This is a genomic window from Avibacterium endocarditidis (genome assembly GCF_002921145.1).
GTDB lineage: Bacteria > Pseudomonadota > Gammaproteobacteria > Enterobacterales > Pasteurellaceae > Avibacterium > Avibacterium endocarditidis.
In genome coordinates this window covers 1-15551 of sequence record NZ_PQVI01000029.1, presented here as the reverse complement: position 1 = coordinate 15551, position 15551 = coordinate 1, and the positions used below count along the sequence as shown (strand labels likewise).

At 41.3% G+C, this 15551-nt stretch carries 15 protein-coding genes, 2 tRNA genes and 1 pseudogene; 8 read left to right on the top strand and 10 right to left on the bottom strand.

From position 1 onward, the window contains the following. Nucleotides 1–336 precede the first annotated feature (336 nt). On the bottom strand, nucleotides 337–1932 hold the full coding sequence (locus C3Z13_RS03080; protein WP_103854965.1) for a phosphoethanolamine transferase: 1596 nt from the start codon (nucleotides 1930–1932) through the stop codon (nucleotides 337–339). A gap of 247 nt (nucleotides 1933–2179) precedes the next feature. On the opposite strand from C3Z13_RS03080, the gene metE reads away from it, so the two are divergent. Then, nucleotides 2180–4453, top strand: a complete 2274-nt coding sequence (gene metE / locus C3Z13_RS03075; protein WP_103854964.1) for a 5-methyltetrahydropteroyltriglutamate--homocysteine S-methyltransferase — start codon at nucleotides 2180–2182, stop codon at nucleotides 4451–4453. A gap of 48 nt (nucleotides 4454–4501) precedes the next feature. On the opposite strand, the gene C3Z13_RS03070 is transcribed toward metE, so the two are convergent. From C3Z13_RS03070 to pyk, 5 genes are all read right to left on the bottom strand, one after another. Continuing rightward, on the bottom strand, nucleotides 4502–5146 hold the full coding sequence (locus C3Z13_RS03070; RefSeq protein WP_103854963.1) for an SEL1-like repeat protein: 645 nt from the start codon (nucleotides 5144–5146) through the stop codon (nucleotides 4502–4504). Nucleotides 5147–5176: 30 nt separating this feature from the next. Continuing rightward, nucleotides 5177–5413, bottom strand: a complete 237-nt coding sequence (locus C3Z13_RS03065) for a hypothetical protein (RefSeq protein WP_103854962.1) — start codon at nucleotides 5411–5413, stop codon at nucleotides 5177–5179. Between the two features lie 296 nt (nucleotides 5414–5709). Then, nucleotides 5710–5841: a DUF6396 domain-containing protein gene (locus C3Z13_RS11850; protein ID WP_245872520.1), complete on the bottom strand. Its 132-nt coding sequence runs from the start codon at nucleotides 5839–5841 to the stop codon at nucleotides 5710–5712. Between the two features lie 83 nt (nucleotides 5842–5924). After that, nucleotides 5925–6587, bottom strand: a complete 663-nt coding sequence (locus tag C3Z13_RS03060) for an NAD(P)H-dependent oxidoreductase (protein ID WP_103853092.1) — start codon at nucleotides 6585–6587, stop codon at nucleotides 5925–5927. Nucleotides 6588–6743: 156 nt separating this feature from the next. After that, nucleotides 6744–8183: a pyruvate kinase gene (gene pyk, locus C3Z13_RS03055; protein ID WP_103853093.1), complete on the bottom strand. Its 1440-nt coding sequence runs from the start codon at nucleotides 8181–8183 to the stop codon at nucleotides 6744–6746. Nucleotides 8184–8389: 206 nt separating this feature from the next. Between pyk and C3Z13_RS03050 the strand changes: the two genes are divergently transcribed. Beyond that, nucleotides 8390–8466 (top strand) — tRNA-Val (locus C3Z13_RS03050). Nucleotides 8467–8505: 39 nt separating this feature from the next. Here the strand turns inward: C3Z13_RS03050 and recR are convergent. Both recR and C3Z13_RS03040 read right to left on the bottom strand, forming a co-directional pair. Beyond that, nucleotides 8506–9111: a recombination mediator RecR gene (gene recR / locus C3Z13_RS03045; protein ID WP_103854961.1), complete on the bottom strand. Its 606-nt coding sequence runs from the start codon at nucleotides 9109–9111 to the stop codon at nucleotides 8506–8508. A 78-nt stretch (nucleotides 9112–9189) separates the two neighbouring features. After that, entirely contained in the window at nucleotides 9190–9519 is a 330-nt protein-coding gene (locus C3Z13_RS03040; RefSeq protein ID WP_103853095.1) for a YbaB/EbfC family nucleoid-associated protein, read from the bottom strand. Nucleotides 9520–9637: 118 nt separating this feature from the next. Between C3Z13_RS03040 and C3Z13_RS03035 the strand changes: the two genes are divergently transcribed. From C3Z13_RS03035 to C3Z13_RS11640, 6 genes and pseudogenes are all read left to right on the top strand, one after another. Next, a complete protein-coding gene (locus C3Z13_RS03035; RefSeq protein WP_103854960.1) occupies nucleotides 9638–11566 on the top strand; it encodes a DNA topoisomerase III in 1929 nt (642 codons plus the stop codon). A gap of 133 nt (nucleotides 11567–11699) precedes the next feature. Next, nucleotides 11700–12039: pseudogene (gene secG / locus C3Z13_RS03030) on the top strand (preprotein translocase subunit SecG). 15 nt (nucleotides 12040–12054) lie between these two features. Then, nucleotides 12055–12140, top strand: a tRNA-Leu gene (locus tag C3Z13_RS03025). Nucleotides 12141–12342: 202 nt separating this feature from the next. Then, nucleotides 12343–12522, top strand: a complete 180-nt coding sequence (locus tag C3Z13_RS12850) for an integrase arm-type DNA-binding domain-containing protein (protein ID WP_342750337.1) — start codon at nucleotides 12343–12345, stop codon at nucleotides 12520–12522. Then, nucleotides 12519–12809, top strand: a complete 291-nt coding sequence (locus tag C3Z13_RS12845) for an integrase arm-type DNA-binding domain-containing protein (protein WP_342750338.1) — start codon at nucleotides 12519–12521, stop codon at nucleotides 12807–12809. The genes C3Z13_RS12850 and C3Z13_RS12845 overlap by 4 nt, the downstream gene beginning before the upstream one ends. Continuing rightward, nucleotides 12731–13552, top strand: coding sequence for a tyrosine-type recombinase/integrase (locus C3Z13_RS11640; RefSeq protein ID WP_342750336.1), 822 nt, complete (start codon nucleotides 12731–12733; stop codon nucleotides 13550–13552). Before C3Z13_RS12845 ends, C3Z13_RS11640 begins: the two co-directional genes overlap by 79 nt. 147 nt (nucleotides 13553–13699) lie before the next feature. Here C3Z13_RS11640 and C3Z13_RS03010 read toward each other — a convergent pair whose 3' ends face one another. Beyond that, nucleotides 13700–15160 carry a DNA primase family protein gene (locus C3Z13_RS03010; RefSeq protein WP_245872519.1) on the bottom strand — a complete coding sequence of 487 codons (1461 nt, stop codon included), beginning with the start codon at nucleotides 15158–15160 and terminating at the stop codon, nucleotides 13700–13702. 29 nt (nucleotides 15161–15189) lie between these two features. Continuing rightward, on the bottom strand, nucleotides 15190–15528 hold the full coding sequence (locus tag C3Z13_RS12110; RefSeq protein ID WP_245872518.1) for a hypothetical protein: 339 nt from the start codon (nucleotides 15526–15528) through the stop codon (nucleotides 15190–15192). Between the last annotated feature and the right edge of the window lie 23 nt (nucleotides 15529–15551).

The window sequence follows — 15551 nt, the reverse complement described above, 5'->3', positions numbered from 1 at the left end:
AAAATTGGCGCGAGTTGCTGTGTGCTTTCAACATTTTCCTGCCCATAACAATAACACGCACTAAAAAACGCGAAAAAACTCAAAGAAAAATATTTCGAATCAAAACGTTGCATTACAAAACACCTTTTTTTAAAGAAAAATAAGTTATTATCCTAACACAAAATATCAGGAAGTAAATGCATCGTTAAACAACATAAAATCTTTTTATGAAATGGCACTCCTATTTTTAACTGCATATGCTTTGTCAAAACACAAAAATAGGAGTACTGTACAGGTTAGAATTGACAGAGAAGAAAGATCAAAAATGAGATAGCGCTTTACTCTACCTCATTTTCTTTATTTAAGAGATTTGCTAGGATTCACCCACTTGATTGCATTTGGCGTTATTTGTAAATAACCCTGATCGCCTGAAAGATCATTATTATTGACATACCCTTGTTCACAAGAACTAATTCGCTGTTGATAACCAAAGCTATTTAACAATAACGTAGCAATCTGCTGATGAAATAAACGATCACATTGTGAGAAATCTTGATGTAATTGTTGTTGCAACACACTGTCAGGGGTATATAACACCGTTGGAACAAGATAATTATCTTCGTCCATTGTTGCCTGAATATGACGCTCAGGGGTAACAAATTGCCCGTGATCAGAAGTGTAAACAAACAACCAGTCTTTCGTAGGTTGCTGTTGCAAATAATGAATAATCTCTGCCATTAATTTATCTGTGGCATAGATAGTATTGTCATATTCATCATTTGCCGTTTTATCGCCAAATACTTTTTGTTCCGCCGTTAAAATCTTGCCATAAGGCATATGCGAACCACGCTGATGTAAAATAATGAAATGATTACCGTCCTGTAAATTAATCTTTTTCAATAAGGGTAATAATTCCCTATCGGGCATATGTTGTTTAAATCCAAAACCAAGATTTGTAGGATATTTCAGCTCATCAATCCACGTTTTACCTAATAAATTAAGCAGATCCATATCCTCTTGAGATTGCGCAGTATAAAAATAAGTTTGGTAGCCTTGCTGTTTAGCTAAACGAAATAAATTCGTTGTACCTTTAGAAATTTGGGATAATCCATTTGGATATTCAATAGCATTGAATAAAGAAGGAAGTGCAATTGCAGTAAGTAATCCCGCAGAATAGGTTTCTTTGACAATAGGTTGAGCATCAGATTGAGCAAACCGAGTTAAAAATGGCGTGGTGTTTCGATTTTCAAAATCATAACCAAAATAACTGACGTGTTTAGCACTTTCACTCTCACCAAGTAAGAAAATAATATTGCGAACTTTAGGTTTGCTCGCAACTTGTGGCTCTGCCATTTGATAATCAGGCACAACACTTAAGTGCAAAAACTTATAGGGTAAGGTATGTCCGGCAAATGAACTTAAGCTGAGATAATTCGTTTTAATTCGGCTATAAGAAAGTTTTGGGGAAATGACGCTTCTACTCTCATCTAAAGCCACACGAACAATACCGAAAATCATCAAGAGAAAAAATACGCCATCAGCAATCCAAGAACGTTTACGTTGAAAACATAAAATAGAGCTGACAAAAATAACTTCTAACAAACCCCATAATGCTGGAAATAATGTCTTTCCAACCAATGAGCTAGTTGCCCCTATTACTTCGTGCCATTCTTTAAATAGCAAATATAAATTCATTGGCGTGATCCAGCCTTGATAAGCAGCATAATGGATATTGTTACCAATAAAACTCATTGCAAAGAAAGCAAGAAGCAAGCATTGCGCTACCCTTGATTTAACAAAATATAACAATGCAACAAATACCAAAATAAACGCATAATTCTCCGCTAATTTACCCATAGGCAAAGCTGGAACAGCAAACACAATGCGATAGAGTAATTCGCTTCCAAGTAATAGCACACTGTATAACACAATAAGTGATAGGGCTTTTTTCATTTTGATGATCCTAAAAGGTTAAAATGAGCGAGATTGTAGCACAACACAATGATTTATATAAACAAAGCACGCTAGCTAAAGTGCGGTGCTTTTTGAGTAAATTTTTTGCCATTATATGAATATTAATTTTATTCATACAAAACGTGAAAATTATGACGTTGCATAATACTGAGCCTTTCGGCATTATTAGACGCAAGAAAGACGTTTAGACGTCTATTTGATTAATAATAAAGACAGGAGTTCGATTATGACAACATTTCATCTTTTAGGTTTTCCGCGTGTTGGTGCGAAACGTGAGCTTAAATTTGCCCAAGAGCGTTATTGGCGTGGCGAGATTGCAGAGCAAGATTTATTAGATATTGCCAAAGCCTTGCGTGAGATTAACTGGAAACACCAAGCAGCTGCCAATGCGGATTATGTGGCAGTGGCCGATTTCACTTTTTATGATCATATTTTAGATCTGCAAGTGGCAACAGGGGCAATTCCTGCGCGTTTTGGTTTTGATAGCCAGCAATTAACGCTTGATCAATATTTCCAACTGGCGCGTGGTAACAAAGAGCAATTCGCCATTGAAATGACAAAATGGTTTGATACCAACTATCACTATTTAGTGCCAGAATTCCACAAAAGCACCGAATTTAAAGCCAACCCAGCCCATTATGTGCAACAAATTCGTGAAGCAAAAGCCCTTGGTTTAAATGTGAAACCGACCATTGTTGGCCCATTGACGTTCTTACATTTAGGTAAGGAAAAAGGTGAAGCCTTTGATCGCTTTGAATTATTAAATAAACTCGTACCTGTTTATGTGGAAATTCTTAATGCGTTAGCCGCAGAAGGTGTGGAATGGATTCAAATTGACGAGCCTGCCCTTGCGGTAGATTTACCTGCTGAGTGGGTTGCAGCGTATCAAGCGGTTTATGCTGAGTTAAGCGAAAAAGTAAACGCAAAATTATTATTGGCGACCTATTTTGGCTCGGTAGCAGAACACGCGAACTTATTGAAATCCTTATCTGTGGACGGCTTACACATTGATTTAGTGCGTGCGCCTGAGCAACTGGCTGCCTTTGCCGATTATGACAAAGTGCTGTCAGCTGGTGTGATTGACGGACGCAACGTATGGCGTGCGAATCTCAACCAAGTGCTAGATGTGCTTGAGCCGTTAAAAGCGAAATTGGGCGAGCGTTTATGGATTGCGCCAAGCTGCTCTTTATTGCATAGCCCTTATGATTTATCGGTGGAAGTGCAATTAAAAGAAAATAAACCTGAACTTTATAACTGGCTGGCGTTTACGCTTCAAAAAGTGCAAGAATTATCGGTAATTAAGACCGCACTTGAGCAAGGCCGTTCCGCAGTGCAAGCAGAATTAGATGCTAGCCAAGCCGCCTCAGATGCGCGAGCCAACAGCACTGAAATTCATCGCCCTGAAGTGGCTGAACGTTTAGCTAATTTGCCAGCAGGCGCAGATCAACGTAAATCGCCATTTGCTGAGCGTATTGCAAAACAAAATGCGTGGCTAAATTTACCATTATTGCCAACCACAAATATTGGTTCATTCCCACAAACCAGCGAAATTCGTCAAGCGCGTGCGCAATTTAAGAAAGGCACATTAAGCCTTGAAGATTACGAAGCGGCGATGAAAAAAGAAATTGAATTGGTGGTGCGTGAGCAAGAGCGTTTGGATTTAGACGTGTTAGTACACGGTGAAGCGGAACGTAACGATATGGTGGAATATTTCGGTGAATTATTAGATGGCTTCGCCTTTACCAAATTCGGTTGGGTGCAAAGCTACGGTTCACGTTGCGTTAAGCCACCAATTATTTACGGTGATGTCGTTCGCCCTGTGCCGATGACAGTTCGTTGGTCGCAATATGCACAAAGCCTAACCAACAAAGTAATGAAAGGAATGCTCACCGGCCCTGTTACGATTTTACAATGGTCGTTCGTGCGAAACGATATTCCACGCGCCACCGTGTGTAAACAAATTGGCGTGGCACTTTCTGACGAAGTGTTAGATTTAGAAAAAGCAGGCATTAAAGTGATCCAAATTGACGAACCAGCAATCCGCGAAGGCTTACCGCTTAAACGTGCAGACTGGGACGCGTATCTACAATGGGCAGGCGAAGCATTCCGTTTAAGCTCAATGGGCGTGCAAGATGACACACAAATTCACACCCATATGTGTTATTCCGAATTTAACGACATCTTGCCAGCCATTGCGGCACTGGATGCGGACGTGATCACCATTGAAACTTCACGTTCAGATATGGAATTGTTAAACGCATTCGCTGATTTCAAATATCCAAACGACATCGGTCCAGGCGTGTACGACATTCACAGCCCACGCGTACCAAAACCAGAGGAAATCGAACATCTGCTACGCAAAGCCTTGAAAGTGGTACCAAAAGAGCGTTTATGGGTAAACCCAGACTGTGGCTTAAAAACCCGCGGTTGGACAGAAACCTTACAGCAATTAGAAGTAATGGTTGATGTGACGAAGAAATTGCGTGCTGAACTGGCTTAATAAAAACTAAAAATTGAGAAAAAACCACCGCATGCGGTGGTTTTTCCCTTATTTTTTCATCGGCAATCCAGTTTGCCAATCTAGCCCTGCTTTTTCAGCCAGTTTTTGCATTAACTCATCGCTTGGCTTTTGTGGTGAAGGGCCTTCAAACCAACGTTGAAAAGCGATTTTTCCGTCCCAAGGCGGAAGTTTGGCTGGGGGTAAGGGCACGATCTCCTCAAGGTCGGGGACAGTGGGTTTTAAAAAGTAATATTTAAACAAATAACTACTGATCATTTCATAGCGCGTTGAACGTTCAGTGTCTACATGAACACCTAAATACTCTGGTTGTTTAGAGCTTATCGCACTAAAACCCTCTGCCAATCTGAATGCTGATTGCTGATTACCTGCCTTGACCCCAGTATGATAATATTCTATAGCCTTGTTATATTTTTTATCAGAATTATAATAAATACCTAACCATTCTGCCGCATCTCCTTGACCTTGATTAGACGCACATTCTAATAACCGCTCCCTCAAATCTAATCGAAATCGTAAAGTGCCTGGATCTTGAAGCCTAAATAATATTTGCCCAATCTCGTATTGTGCATCTCGACTTCCCATATCAGCTGCTTTACGCAGATAAGCAAACTTTCCCCCTGGGGTAGTTTTTACCCCATAGTTACTATCAAGGTGGTAGTAAAGTTTATACATCGCCGTGGCAGGTAAAGTTTTTTCCAGTTCTTATTTAAGTGATACACTTTCTGTTTGTGGTTTCTTCACCACCACACGTTTGGTTTCCAGCAGCCACTGTAGGCGTAAATTGGCTTGATAATCACCATTATAGGCAGCAATACGGTAATACACGGCCATATTTTGCCAGACCTCATCACCTTTCTTGCCCCGCCACATATTGTGTAAATCATGATAAAGGGCATAGTCATAGAGGCTATGTACTTCTTTATCAATAGATGGACGCACTTCGTGTTTACACTCAAAGGTGAGATTATCTAAAATGCTGTTGGTTTTTGCATTGGCTTATCCTTACTGGTTGAGGCCACTGTGTGACACGCACACAAGCTGGCAATAAGACTGAATAATACAAGTTTTTTGATTGATTTCATTAGTCTAACCTCGCTACATTAGGATAAAAATAGAACAGTGATGTTTAAACAAAAACCATAAATCCGCCTTAATTTTCCACCGCTACTTTATTTTTGGCATTCTTAAGTGCGGTGGTTTTCCCTTATTTTTCATCGGCAATCCAGTCTGCCAATCTAACCCGGCTTTTCAGCCAGTTTCTGCATTAACTCATCACTTGGTTTTTGCGGTGAAGGGCCTTCAAACCAACGTTGAAAAGCGATTTTACCGTCCCAAGGTGGAAGTTTGGCTGGGGGTAAGGGAACGATTTCATCAAGGTCAGGGACAGTGGGTTTTAAAAAATAGATCGTTAGAATAAAATATAGGAGTTTCTTTATTTAGATTAAATCTGCTATTCCACCCAAGTTACTAATTCTTCCATCGGTTTTCTTGATTTGGCTTTAATCTCTTTCGCACGATAACCAAAGGTTACCATCACAGAAACGCCCCACTCCGCAGGATCAAACGCACCAGCCTCGGCTAAAATTTGATTTACCGCTTCATAGTTAAAGCCTTCAATCGGACAGCTATCCACACCAATAAATGCCGCGCCAGTCATCATATTTGCTAGTGCAATGTAGGCTTGCTTGCTTGTCCAATCAAATAATGCACGCTCACTTTCTAGCACTTTCATATCATTTTGCTGAAAAGTGCGGTATTTTTCTTTTGCTTTTTCCATTTGTTCTGCGGTTAATCCACGCTTAACCAAAGCATTATGAAAATAATCTGAATCGTAACGGGCATTTTTCTTTGCTAAAAGCGCCACTACATAACTCGCATCATCAAGTTGCGTTGCCATTCCCCAACTCACTGGTTTCAATTTTTCACGCAATTCGGGATTTTGAATGACCACAAAGTGCCAAGGCTCTGAGCCTACAGAACTTGGCGATAAACGTGCAAGCTCTAAAATATAATCAAAATCTTCACGACTCACTTTTTTATTTGGATCGTAATAACGTGTTGCGGCACGAAAACGAAATCTGTCTAATACTTGGTCTTTGCTAAATACGCTCATTATGCTTTCTCCCGATCAAATTAAACTTCGTCATTATAACAATCAGTAGGAAAATAAGGAAATGTTATTCCGACTAAGTTGATAGGCGTCAAATAAAAAGTTACCCATTTTGTGGGTAACTTTCTTTTTCAAACCTAGTTTTGGTTAAAAATCAGATTATTCAACCACTAATGTGCGGCAAGTGTTTGTTCCGCCAGAAGTTAAAAGATCACCTTGAGTTAATAATACAAGATCACCTGTTACCAAATACCCTTTATCTTTCAACAATTGAATCGCAGCTTTTAAGCCTTCGATTGTACGGCTTTCTTGATCGAAATGAACTGGCACAACACCACGATATAACGCACAAAGATTCAAGGTTTCTTGATGACGTGATAATGCGAAAATTGGTAAGCCAGAGCTAATACGCGACATTAATTTCGCTGTATGACCGCTGTTTGTCATTGCAATAATTGCCGCCACTCCTTTCATATGGTTCGCCGCGAACATTGCTGACATCGCAACCGCTTCTTCAATCGTTTCAAAAGTGCGATCAACACGGTGGCGTGAAACATTTACGCTAGGCATTTTTTCTGCGCCTAAACATACTTTCGCCATCGCAGCTACTGTTTCAGCTGGGTATTGACCCGCAGCAGTTTCCGCTGAAAGCATTACTGCATCTGTACCGTCCAATACCGCATTTGCTACGTCCATTACTTCCGCACGCGTTGGCATTGGGTTGCTGATCATCGATTCCATCATTTGTGTTGCGGTGATCACCACACGGTTTAATTGACGTGAACGGCGGATTAATTTTTTCTGCACCCCCACTAATTCAGGATCGCCAATCTCAACCCCTAAATCACCACGTGCCACCATAATCACGTCAGAAGCTAGGATAATATCGTCCATTGCTTCATCACTCATTACGGTTTCCGCACGTTCTACTTTCGCAACAATTTTTGCTTTAAGTCCTGCTTCTTCCGCTAATTGACGCGCGTAGTTCAAATCTGCACTTGAGCGTGGGAAAGACACCGCTAAGTAATCCACACCAATACGCGCTGCAGTGATAATGTCAGCTTTATCTTTTTCAGTTAAGGCATCTGCAGATAAACCACCACCTAATTTGTTAATCCCTTTGTTATTTGAAAGAGGGCCGCCAACTGTCACCTCAGTGAATACTTTCGCGCCTTCAGTAGATAATACTTTTAACTGAACACGACCATCATCTAATAATAAAATATCACCTGGAACAACGTCTTGCGGTAAGGTTTTATAATCTAAACCTACAGACTCTTGATCACCTTCACCTTTTGGTAATTCTGCGTCTAAAACAAATTTATCACCAACATTTAAGAAAATTTTGCCATCTTTAAAGGTTGAAACACGGATTTTAGGCCCTTGTAGATCCCCTAAAATTGCCACGGTTTTACCTAATTTTTGTGCAATTTCACGCACACGTTGCGCACGCCCAATGTGATCTTCAGGCGTACCGTGAGAAAAGTTCATTCTCACTACATTTGCGCCCGCCGCAATAATTTTTTCTAAATTATTACCACGGTCTGTAGAAGGTCCCATAGTACATACAATTTTGGTTCTTCTTAGTCTTCTAGACATTACTTACTCCATTGTTCTTCAAAATACAAACTAAAAATTGCGGGCTATTATACGCCTAAAACAAGACGAGATCGAGATCGCCCACACGAAAAAAACAGCAAAAAACGCTAAGCCATTGATTAAATTTATGTCAATTAATTATTTGATATGCAAAACGTGCTTGTCTTACGCAATAAAACTCGCTAAGATAGCTCGCAAATTTCAGTGCGACTATAGCTCAGTTGGTTAGAGCACCACCTTGACATGGTGGGGGTCACTGGTTCGAGTCCAGCTAGTCGCACCATTCTTTTCTTTATTATACCCGCATTGAATTTTCCAATATTTAATACTGAATCTCTCTCCGCCCTGAGAAAGAATGCCCGAGGGTGTTGCTATCCACAGTTTCTAGCTCACCGCCTACAGGAATGCCGTGTGCAATGCGAGTTACTCTGATATTGTGTTGCATACAAAGCTCTGCAATATAGTTTGCCGTGGCCTCGCCTTCTATGGTTGGATTGGTTGCTAGGATCACTTCACTGAACGATTCATTTTGCAAGCGCCGATTGAGTAAATCTAACCCAATTTCTTTTGGCCCAATACCATCTAAGGGGGAAAGATGCCCCATCAACACAAAATAACGCCCTGAAAATTGCCCTGTTTGTTCAATGGCTTGAATGTCGGAAGGCTGCTCTACCACACAAAGCAAGCCTGTGTTTTGACGGCGTGGATTATTGCAAATGGTGCAAACTTCTTCTTCAGTAAAGGTTCGGCACTGTTCGCAGTGGCCAATTTGCGACATTGCGGCAGTTAATGCACGCGCCAGATCCATTCCACCACTGCGATCTCGTTGCAATAAATGATACGCCATTCGTTGTGCAGATTTCGGGCCGACACCAGGTAAACAGCGTAATGCGTCAATAAGATTTTCTAATAATGGGCTTGTTTGCATTGTTTTGCCTAAAAATAAACAAAAAACGCACCGCAATTTTTAATAAGAAACGAAGTGCGGTGCAAAATTAGGGAAAATTTAGAATGGCATTTTAAAGCCGGGCGGTAATGACATTCCAGCGGTAACGGATGCCATTTTTTCTTTTTGCAATTCTTCTGCACGACGAACTGCATCATTGAACGCTGCTGCGATAAGATCTTCGAGCATTTCTTTATCGTCTTCCATTAGCGAAGGATCGATTTCAATACGGCGACAATTATGCGCACCATTCACGGTAATTTTTACCAAGCCTGCGCCTGATTCGCCTGTTACTTCCAACTGTGCAATTTCTTCTTGCATTTTTTGCATACGATCTTGCATTTGTTGAGCTTGTTTCATTAAGTTGCCTAAGCCACCTTTTCCAAACATAATTTTTATCCTCAATGTTAATAAGTGGCGACATTCTAACGAAAAATTAATAAATTGGGAATAATCAAATCTGTGTTAGAATGCCGAACTTTGTTTTAGATGATTGATGTTGTCCCCTATGCGATTATTTATAGCCGAGAAACCTAGTCTTGCCCGCGCCATTGCTGATGTGTTGCCCAAACCTCATCAGCGCGGCGATGGTTTTATTCGCTGTGGTGAAAATGATTGTGTTACTTGGTGCGTTGGTCATCTGTTAGAACAAGCCGAACCTGACGCTTACGATCCCAAATTCAAAACTTGGCGCGTGGAAGATTTACCTATCGTGCCACAAAAATGGCTGCTTATCCCCAAAAAATCAGTGAAAAAACAGCTAGATACGGTAATAAAGCTGATTCATCAAGCCGATCAACTTATCAATGCCGGCGACCCAGATCGTGAAGGGCAATTATTGGTGGACGAAGTGTTTAGCTACGCCAATCTTTCGGCTGAGAAAAAAGCACAAATTCAACGCTGCTTAATTAGCGATTTAAACCCAAGTGCGGTGCAAAAAGCGGTAAAAAAATTACAATCGAATCAAAACTTTATCCCTCTTGCCACCTCTGCGCTTGCGCGCGCCAGAGCGGATTGGCTATATGGCATCAATATGACGCGTTCTTACACTAAGCGTGGACAGAATGTGGGCTATCGTGGCGTGCTTTCGGTAGGACGAGTGCAAACGCCTGTGCTGGGCTTAATCGTTCGCCGTGATTTAGAAATTGAAAACTTCCAACCGAAAGATTATTTTGAAGTGCAGGCTTTTGTACAAACTAAGGAAGAAATTCCGCAAAAATTCACCGCACTTTGGCAGCCAAGTAAAGCGTGCGAGGATTATCAAGATGAAGACGGCCGTGTGCTTTCCCGCGCCTTAGCGGAAAATGTGGTGAAGCGTATTACTGGCCAGCCTGCAACGATAACGGATTATCAAGACAAACGCGAAAAAGAAACTGCGCCCTTGCCTTATTCCCTTTCCGCCTTGCAAATTGATGCGGCAAAACGCTATGGGCTTTCAGCACAAGAAGTGCTGGATACTTGCCAGCGCTTATATGAAACGCACCGCTTGATTACTTATCCGCGTTCCGATTGCCGTTATTTGCCTGAAGAACATTTCGCTGAACGCCATAAGGTGATGAATGCCATTTCCATTCACGCGCCTGATTATCAGTCGTTACCGACTATTATCAATCCTGAACAGCGAAACCGTTGCTGGAATGATAAAAAGGTGGAAGCACACCACGCAATTATTCCAACGGCAAAAAATCGGCCTGTCAATCTGACGCAAATGGAACGCAATATTTATCAGCTTATCGCGCGCCAATATCTCGCCCAATTCTGCGCAGATGCGGAATACCGCCGCTGTAAAATAACCTTAAATATTTCAGGGGGAAAATTTGCCGCAGCAGCGAGCAATTTACAAGTGGCTGGCTGGAAAGAACTTTGGGGCAAAGAAAATGATGAACAAAATAACGCTGAACCCTTGCTGCCTGAAGTAAAAAAAGGACAAGAATTATTCTGTGAAAAAGGCGAAATTATGAGTAAAAAAACGCAACCGCCAAAACCGTTTTCAGATGCAACGCTGCTTTCCGCAATGACTGGGATCGCGCGTTTCGTACAAGATAAAGCGTTGAAAAAAATCCTACGCGAAACCGATGGTTTAGGCACAGAAGCCACGCGCGCCAGCATTATTGAACTGCTATTTAAGCGTGGTTTTGTTTATAAAAAAGGGCGTCATATTCATAGCACTGAAACAGGACGAATTTTAATTCAAGCCTTGCCTGACATCGCCACGCTACCAGATATGACCGCCCACTGGGAAGCACAGCTCAACAGTATTAGCCAAAAAGCGCTGAGTTATCATCAATTTATGCACGAATTGGTGCAATCCCTGCCTGCAATGCTCAGTTATACCAATTTTGATGCGCTGCGACAGCTGAGTGCATTATCACGGCAGCAGGCAACAACTCAAAAAGCAAAAGTACCGAGAAAGAAAAGTGCGGTGAGAAAATCGTAAATTTTGTTGAACGCTAAATTGCTTATAATTAAAACAATCAATGATTTTTTTTAGAAAATTCCTTGCGCAGCGTTTTAATATTCGCTAATATTCGCCCGTTAATTTTTGGTATCCAATAATAAGAGAAGAAATAATGTATCAAGCACTGTTAATTATCTACTTAGTTGTATCTGTTGCCCTTATTGGTTTTATTCTAATCCAACAAGGTAAAGGGGCGAATGCAGGTGCTTCATTTGGTGGCGGTGCATCAGGTACAGTATTTGGTTCAAGTGGTGCGGGTAACTTTTTATCTCGCACAACGGCAATCTTAGCAATTATCTTCTTTATTACTAGCCTTGCTATCGCGAATATTAATTCTCACCACGGTGAAGTTAAACAAGGCAAATTTGATAATCTTTCACAAGTTGCCGAAAAAAATTCAAGAACAGCAACCAAAAGTGGAAAAAAAACAAAATTCAGATATTCCACAATAATTTAAACCGAATTTTGCTCTGATGGTGGAATTGGTAGACACGCTATCTTGAGGGGGTAGTGTCCGCAGGACGTGCGAGTTCAAGTCTCGCTCAGAGCACCAAAACACTTAACTGCCTTTCGTAACCACGCGAAAGGCTTTTTTAATGTCTGAAATTTCAAGGGTTTAGCTTATTTTACCTATCGCAACTAATAGTAGCTAATTGACTTAAACCGCAGTTTTTAGTAACTATAATAGTAACCACGAGCGGAATATAGTTACTAATCGCTCTTTCATAGTTACTAAAATTACGGAGATCCTAGATATGGCGCGTATTATCAAGCCTTTAACTAATACAGAAATTGAGCGGGCAAAGCCACAAGACACCCCCTACACTTTAACCGATGGCAATGGGCTATTTTTACTTATCTCTACTACTGGATCGAAAACTTGGCAATTTAATTATCACCGCCCCTTTAGCAAAAACGAACAAAATTCAGCATAGGCGCATACCCAAGCATTACCCTAGCCCAGGCTCGTGCTAAGCGTGAAGAATTTCGTGCGCTACTTGCTCAAGGTATCGATCCGCAAGAGAAAGCCAAGGAAGAAGAACAGGCTATCAATGAGCAAATAGAGAACAGTTTTTTGTCCGTAGCTGAAAAGTTGGAAAGAGAAAAAGCATTAGAAATTGAGCCTATCACCTTGAAGAAGAATTGGACGGCGTTTGGAAACTTATTGTTTTCCCTTTGCTCGGACATTTGCCCGTTGCTGAAGTGCTGCCTAATGTGGTGATCAAATCCCTTGAACCGTTAAATCAACAAGGCAAAGGCGACACACTAAAGCGCACTATTCGCTTGATAAACGAGATTTTAAATTATGCCGTGAACTATGGCTTATTGCCTTTTAATCCTTGCGCTAATGTTAATGCGGTGTTTAATTTTGGCAAGAATGAGCATAATCCCACTATTCGCCCTGAAGAATTGCCAGAGCTGCTTTATAAGCTACAAAATTCAAAGATGACGCTATTTACTCGCTGCTTAATCAAATTCCAGCTTTTAACGATGACGCGGCCAATTGAAGCCAGTAGCGCAGAATGGACTGAAATTGATTTGGCTAAATCGTTGTGGGCTATCCCCGCAGAAAAAATGAAAACTAGAAAGCCGCACATCGTGCCACTTTCCACCCAAGCCCAGCAGGTACTGAATGTAATGCAAGAATTTACGGGCAATGCGCAGTATGTTTTCCAAAGTGCGAGAGTGCCAAACAAGCCAATGAATAGCCAAACTGTGAATAAAGCGCTTGTTGATTTGGGATATAAAGACAAACTGACAGGCCACGGATTGCGCTCAATTGGTAGCACTTATCTGAATGAGTATGAGCCGATGATTTCGCCTGATGTTATTGAGGCTTGTCTATCTCACGGCATTAAAGATCAAGTTCGACGTGCTTATAATCGTTCTGATTATCTTGAACAGCGTAAACCAGTAATGCAGCTTTGGGGCGATTATGTGGAAGCGTGCGAAAAGAAAAGTTAATCAAAGAAATTTTTTTTGCAAAAGGGTGTTCACCTCGCTTATTTTCCTGTTTTCCTTTTATATTTCAATAGGTTAAGGGGTGAACACCCATATTCACCCGGTGATCACCCTTTTAGGCAATAAAAAAAGGGCATTTCTGCCCTTAACTCATTGTTTTAAAAAGTTTTTTATGAACTCGTCCACGTCTTTAAAGTGAATGTTCGTTCTAACCCCTGCTTTGGTTTTTTGTTTGTTATAATCAAATTCATTGCGCTGTTGTTTGATGCCTTGCCTAAGTGAAATGGCAAAATTATTTAGGTTCAGCTCTTTTATGCCACTTGCGCCCGTGAAAGCAAGATAAGCAGGATAAAGATGCGTTCTTTCTTTCCCAAACATTCTTGCATTGCCAATAAAAAGCCCATCGCACTTATCACTTGTCAGGAAATACCCGCAAAATTCCGTGATATGGTCAGTTTGCGATTTCACTTCTAATGCTTCTGCGCTGGTCTGCTGATTATGCAAAGCCCGCTTTGCGTCTATCGGGTCTTTAAAGCGTTGCATAAGCTGAAACACAATGCCGCTAATTTCCTGTTCAATCTTTGCCAGTAATTGCGGATCTCGCTTTTCATCAGGTACAACGCGATCGAAGTGATAGATTACGCGACGGCGGTCAATTCCCCCGCAACGTTCTGTAAATCGAGTGGCTTCGTTATTGACTATCATCACAATTGCTTGAATAACGGCTTTAAACCCGTTTTTATATTTCGGTTCAATTTTTACCGTGTCGCCGCCGGTGATGCTCTTTAACCCCGCTCCATTTCCGCCATAGCGTGCCTGTTCTGAACAAATAATTAATCTTTGATTGAAGAAAAGTAAGCGTTCTTTCGGGCTATCTATTTCTTCTAGGCTTCCCGGTACGGTGCTATCCTCGCCGGCCAACATTGTCGCAATCTTGGCAAAAACAGATTTGCCACTTCCGCCGTCGCCGGTGATTTCAAGAAATAACTGCCAATCGTAGCGGTTGGTTAAAACGGCATAAAGCGCCGCCAGAATATTTGTTTTCTTCTGGTCGTTACCATTGGCGACAAATTCCAACCACTGATCGAAGTGCGGCGTATTTTGTGGCTGGCTGCTATAATCGCAATTCAAATGAGAAGTAACAAAATCTTCCCGCTTGATTGGCTCAAATAACAACGTGCTGCGGTTTAATGTGCCATTTCTGAAATAGATGAGTGCAGGGCTTGGCTCAATCATTTTCGGCAGCTGTATTTTTAACGTGTTGATTAGCCTTTCAATGGTTTTATCACTATATAAAAGTTGATTTGTCTCAAAAAATTCTACGGCTTTTTCTTCCAAGGTTTCATCGTCTAACTGTTGCCAAATTGTGCCGTTATAAGCATAGATTTCACGGCTGCCACGTTGTAAAGCTAAATCCAATCCTAACCACTGCTTAAACGCGCGAGATTTTTCGCTCGTTGCAGATTTGTCTTTCACTGTCATAGCTTCATTCTCGCTTGCTTGTGCGATAATTTTAGCGGTTTCTGCTTCTTCGCCTTGTTCTCGCAGGCGTTGAATATAACCGCTTAAATTTTCGTTCAAGGTCAAGGTAGCACCGTCAACCAGCTCCACGATTTCGGCTTTCGTGGTGGTGGCAAGGTTTAAGCAAAGTGCGGTGATTTTTTCTTGAGAAAGCTCAGCTCACCACATTGAATGAGCTTTATTGCACGTTGTTCATTGGTGGCAATACGCAAATTAGCAAGTTCATCTAACTGACTATCACTCAAAATCACGGGGTTTTGCGCATAGCGGGGGATTTCTCCCCCTGCGGTTTTAAATGGTGCAATTTGCAAGCCATCGGCGATATTCTGCCACTCTATACCTGCTCCCTTGTTCCATACTTCCCACGCACGAGAGCCAACAAGAACAAGTAAATCATCAAAAGGGCGATTATTCCACGGCTCTTTTAAGTGCGGTGCGTTTTTAGTGAATTTTCCCATTATTTCCCCCGCGTTTTACTTTT

Coding starts and splice junctions, on each gene's coding strand:
- C3Z13_RS03080 (WP_103854965.1), bottom strand. CDS start 1,932: ATGAAAAAAGCCCTATCACTTATTGTGTTATACAGTGTGCTATTACTT.
- metE (WP_103854964.1), top strand. CDS start 2,180: ATGACAACATTTCATCTTTTAGGTTTTCCGCGTGTTGGTGCGAAACGT.
- C3Z13_RS03070 (WP_103854963.1), bottom strand. CDS start 5,146: ATGTATAAACTTTACTACCACCTTGATAGTAACTATGGGGTAAAAACT.
- C3Z13_RS03060 (WP_103853092.1), bottom strand. CDS start 6,587: ATGAGCGTATTTAGCAAAGACCAAGTATTAGACAGATTTCGTTTTCGT.
- pyk (WP_103853093.1), bottom strand. CDS start 8,183: ATGTCTAGAAGACTAAGAAGAACCAAAATTGTATGTACTATGGGACCT.
- recR (WP_103854961.1), bottom strand. CDS start 9,111: ATGCAAACAAGCCCATTATTAGAAAATCTTATTGACGCATTACGCTGT.
- C3Z13_RS03040 (WP_103853095.1), bottom strand. CDS start 9,519: ATGTTTGGAAAAGGTGGCTTAGGCAACTTAATGAAACAAGCTCAACAA.
- C3Z13_RS03035 (WP_103854960.1), top strand. CDS start 9,638: ATGCGATTATTTATAGCCGAGAAACCTAGTCTTGCCCGCGCCATTGCT.
- C3Z13_RS12850 (WP_342750337.1), top strand. CDS start 12,343: ATGGCGCGTATTATCAAGCCTTTAACTAATACAGAAATTGAGCGGGCA.
- C3Z13_RS12110 (WP_245872518.1), bottom strand. CDS start 15,528: ATGGGAAAATTCACTAAAAACGCACCGCACTTAAAAGAGCCGTGGAAT.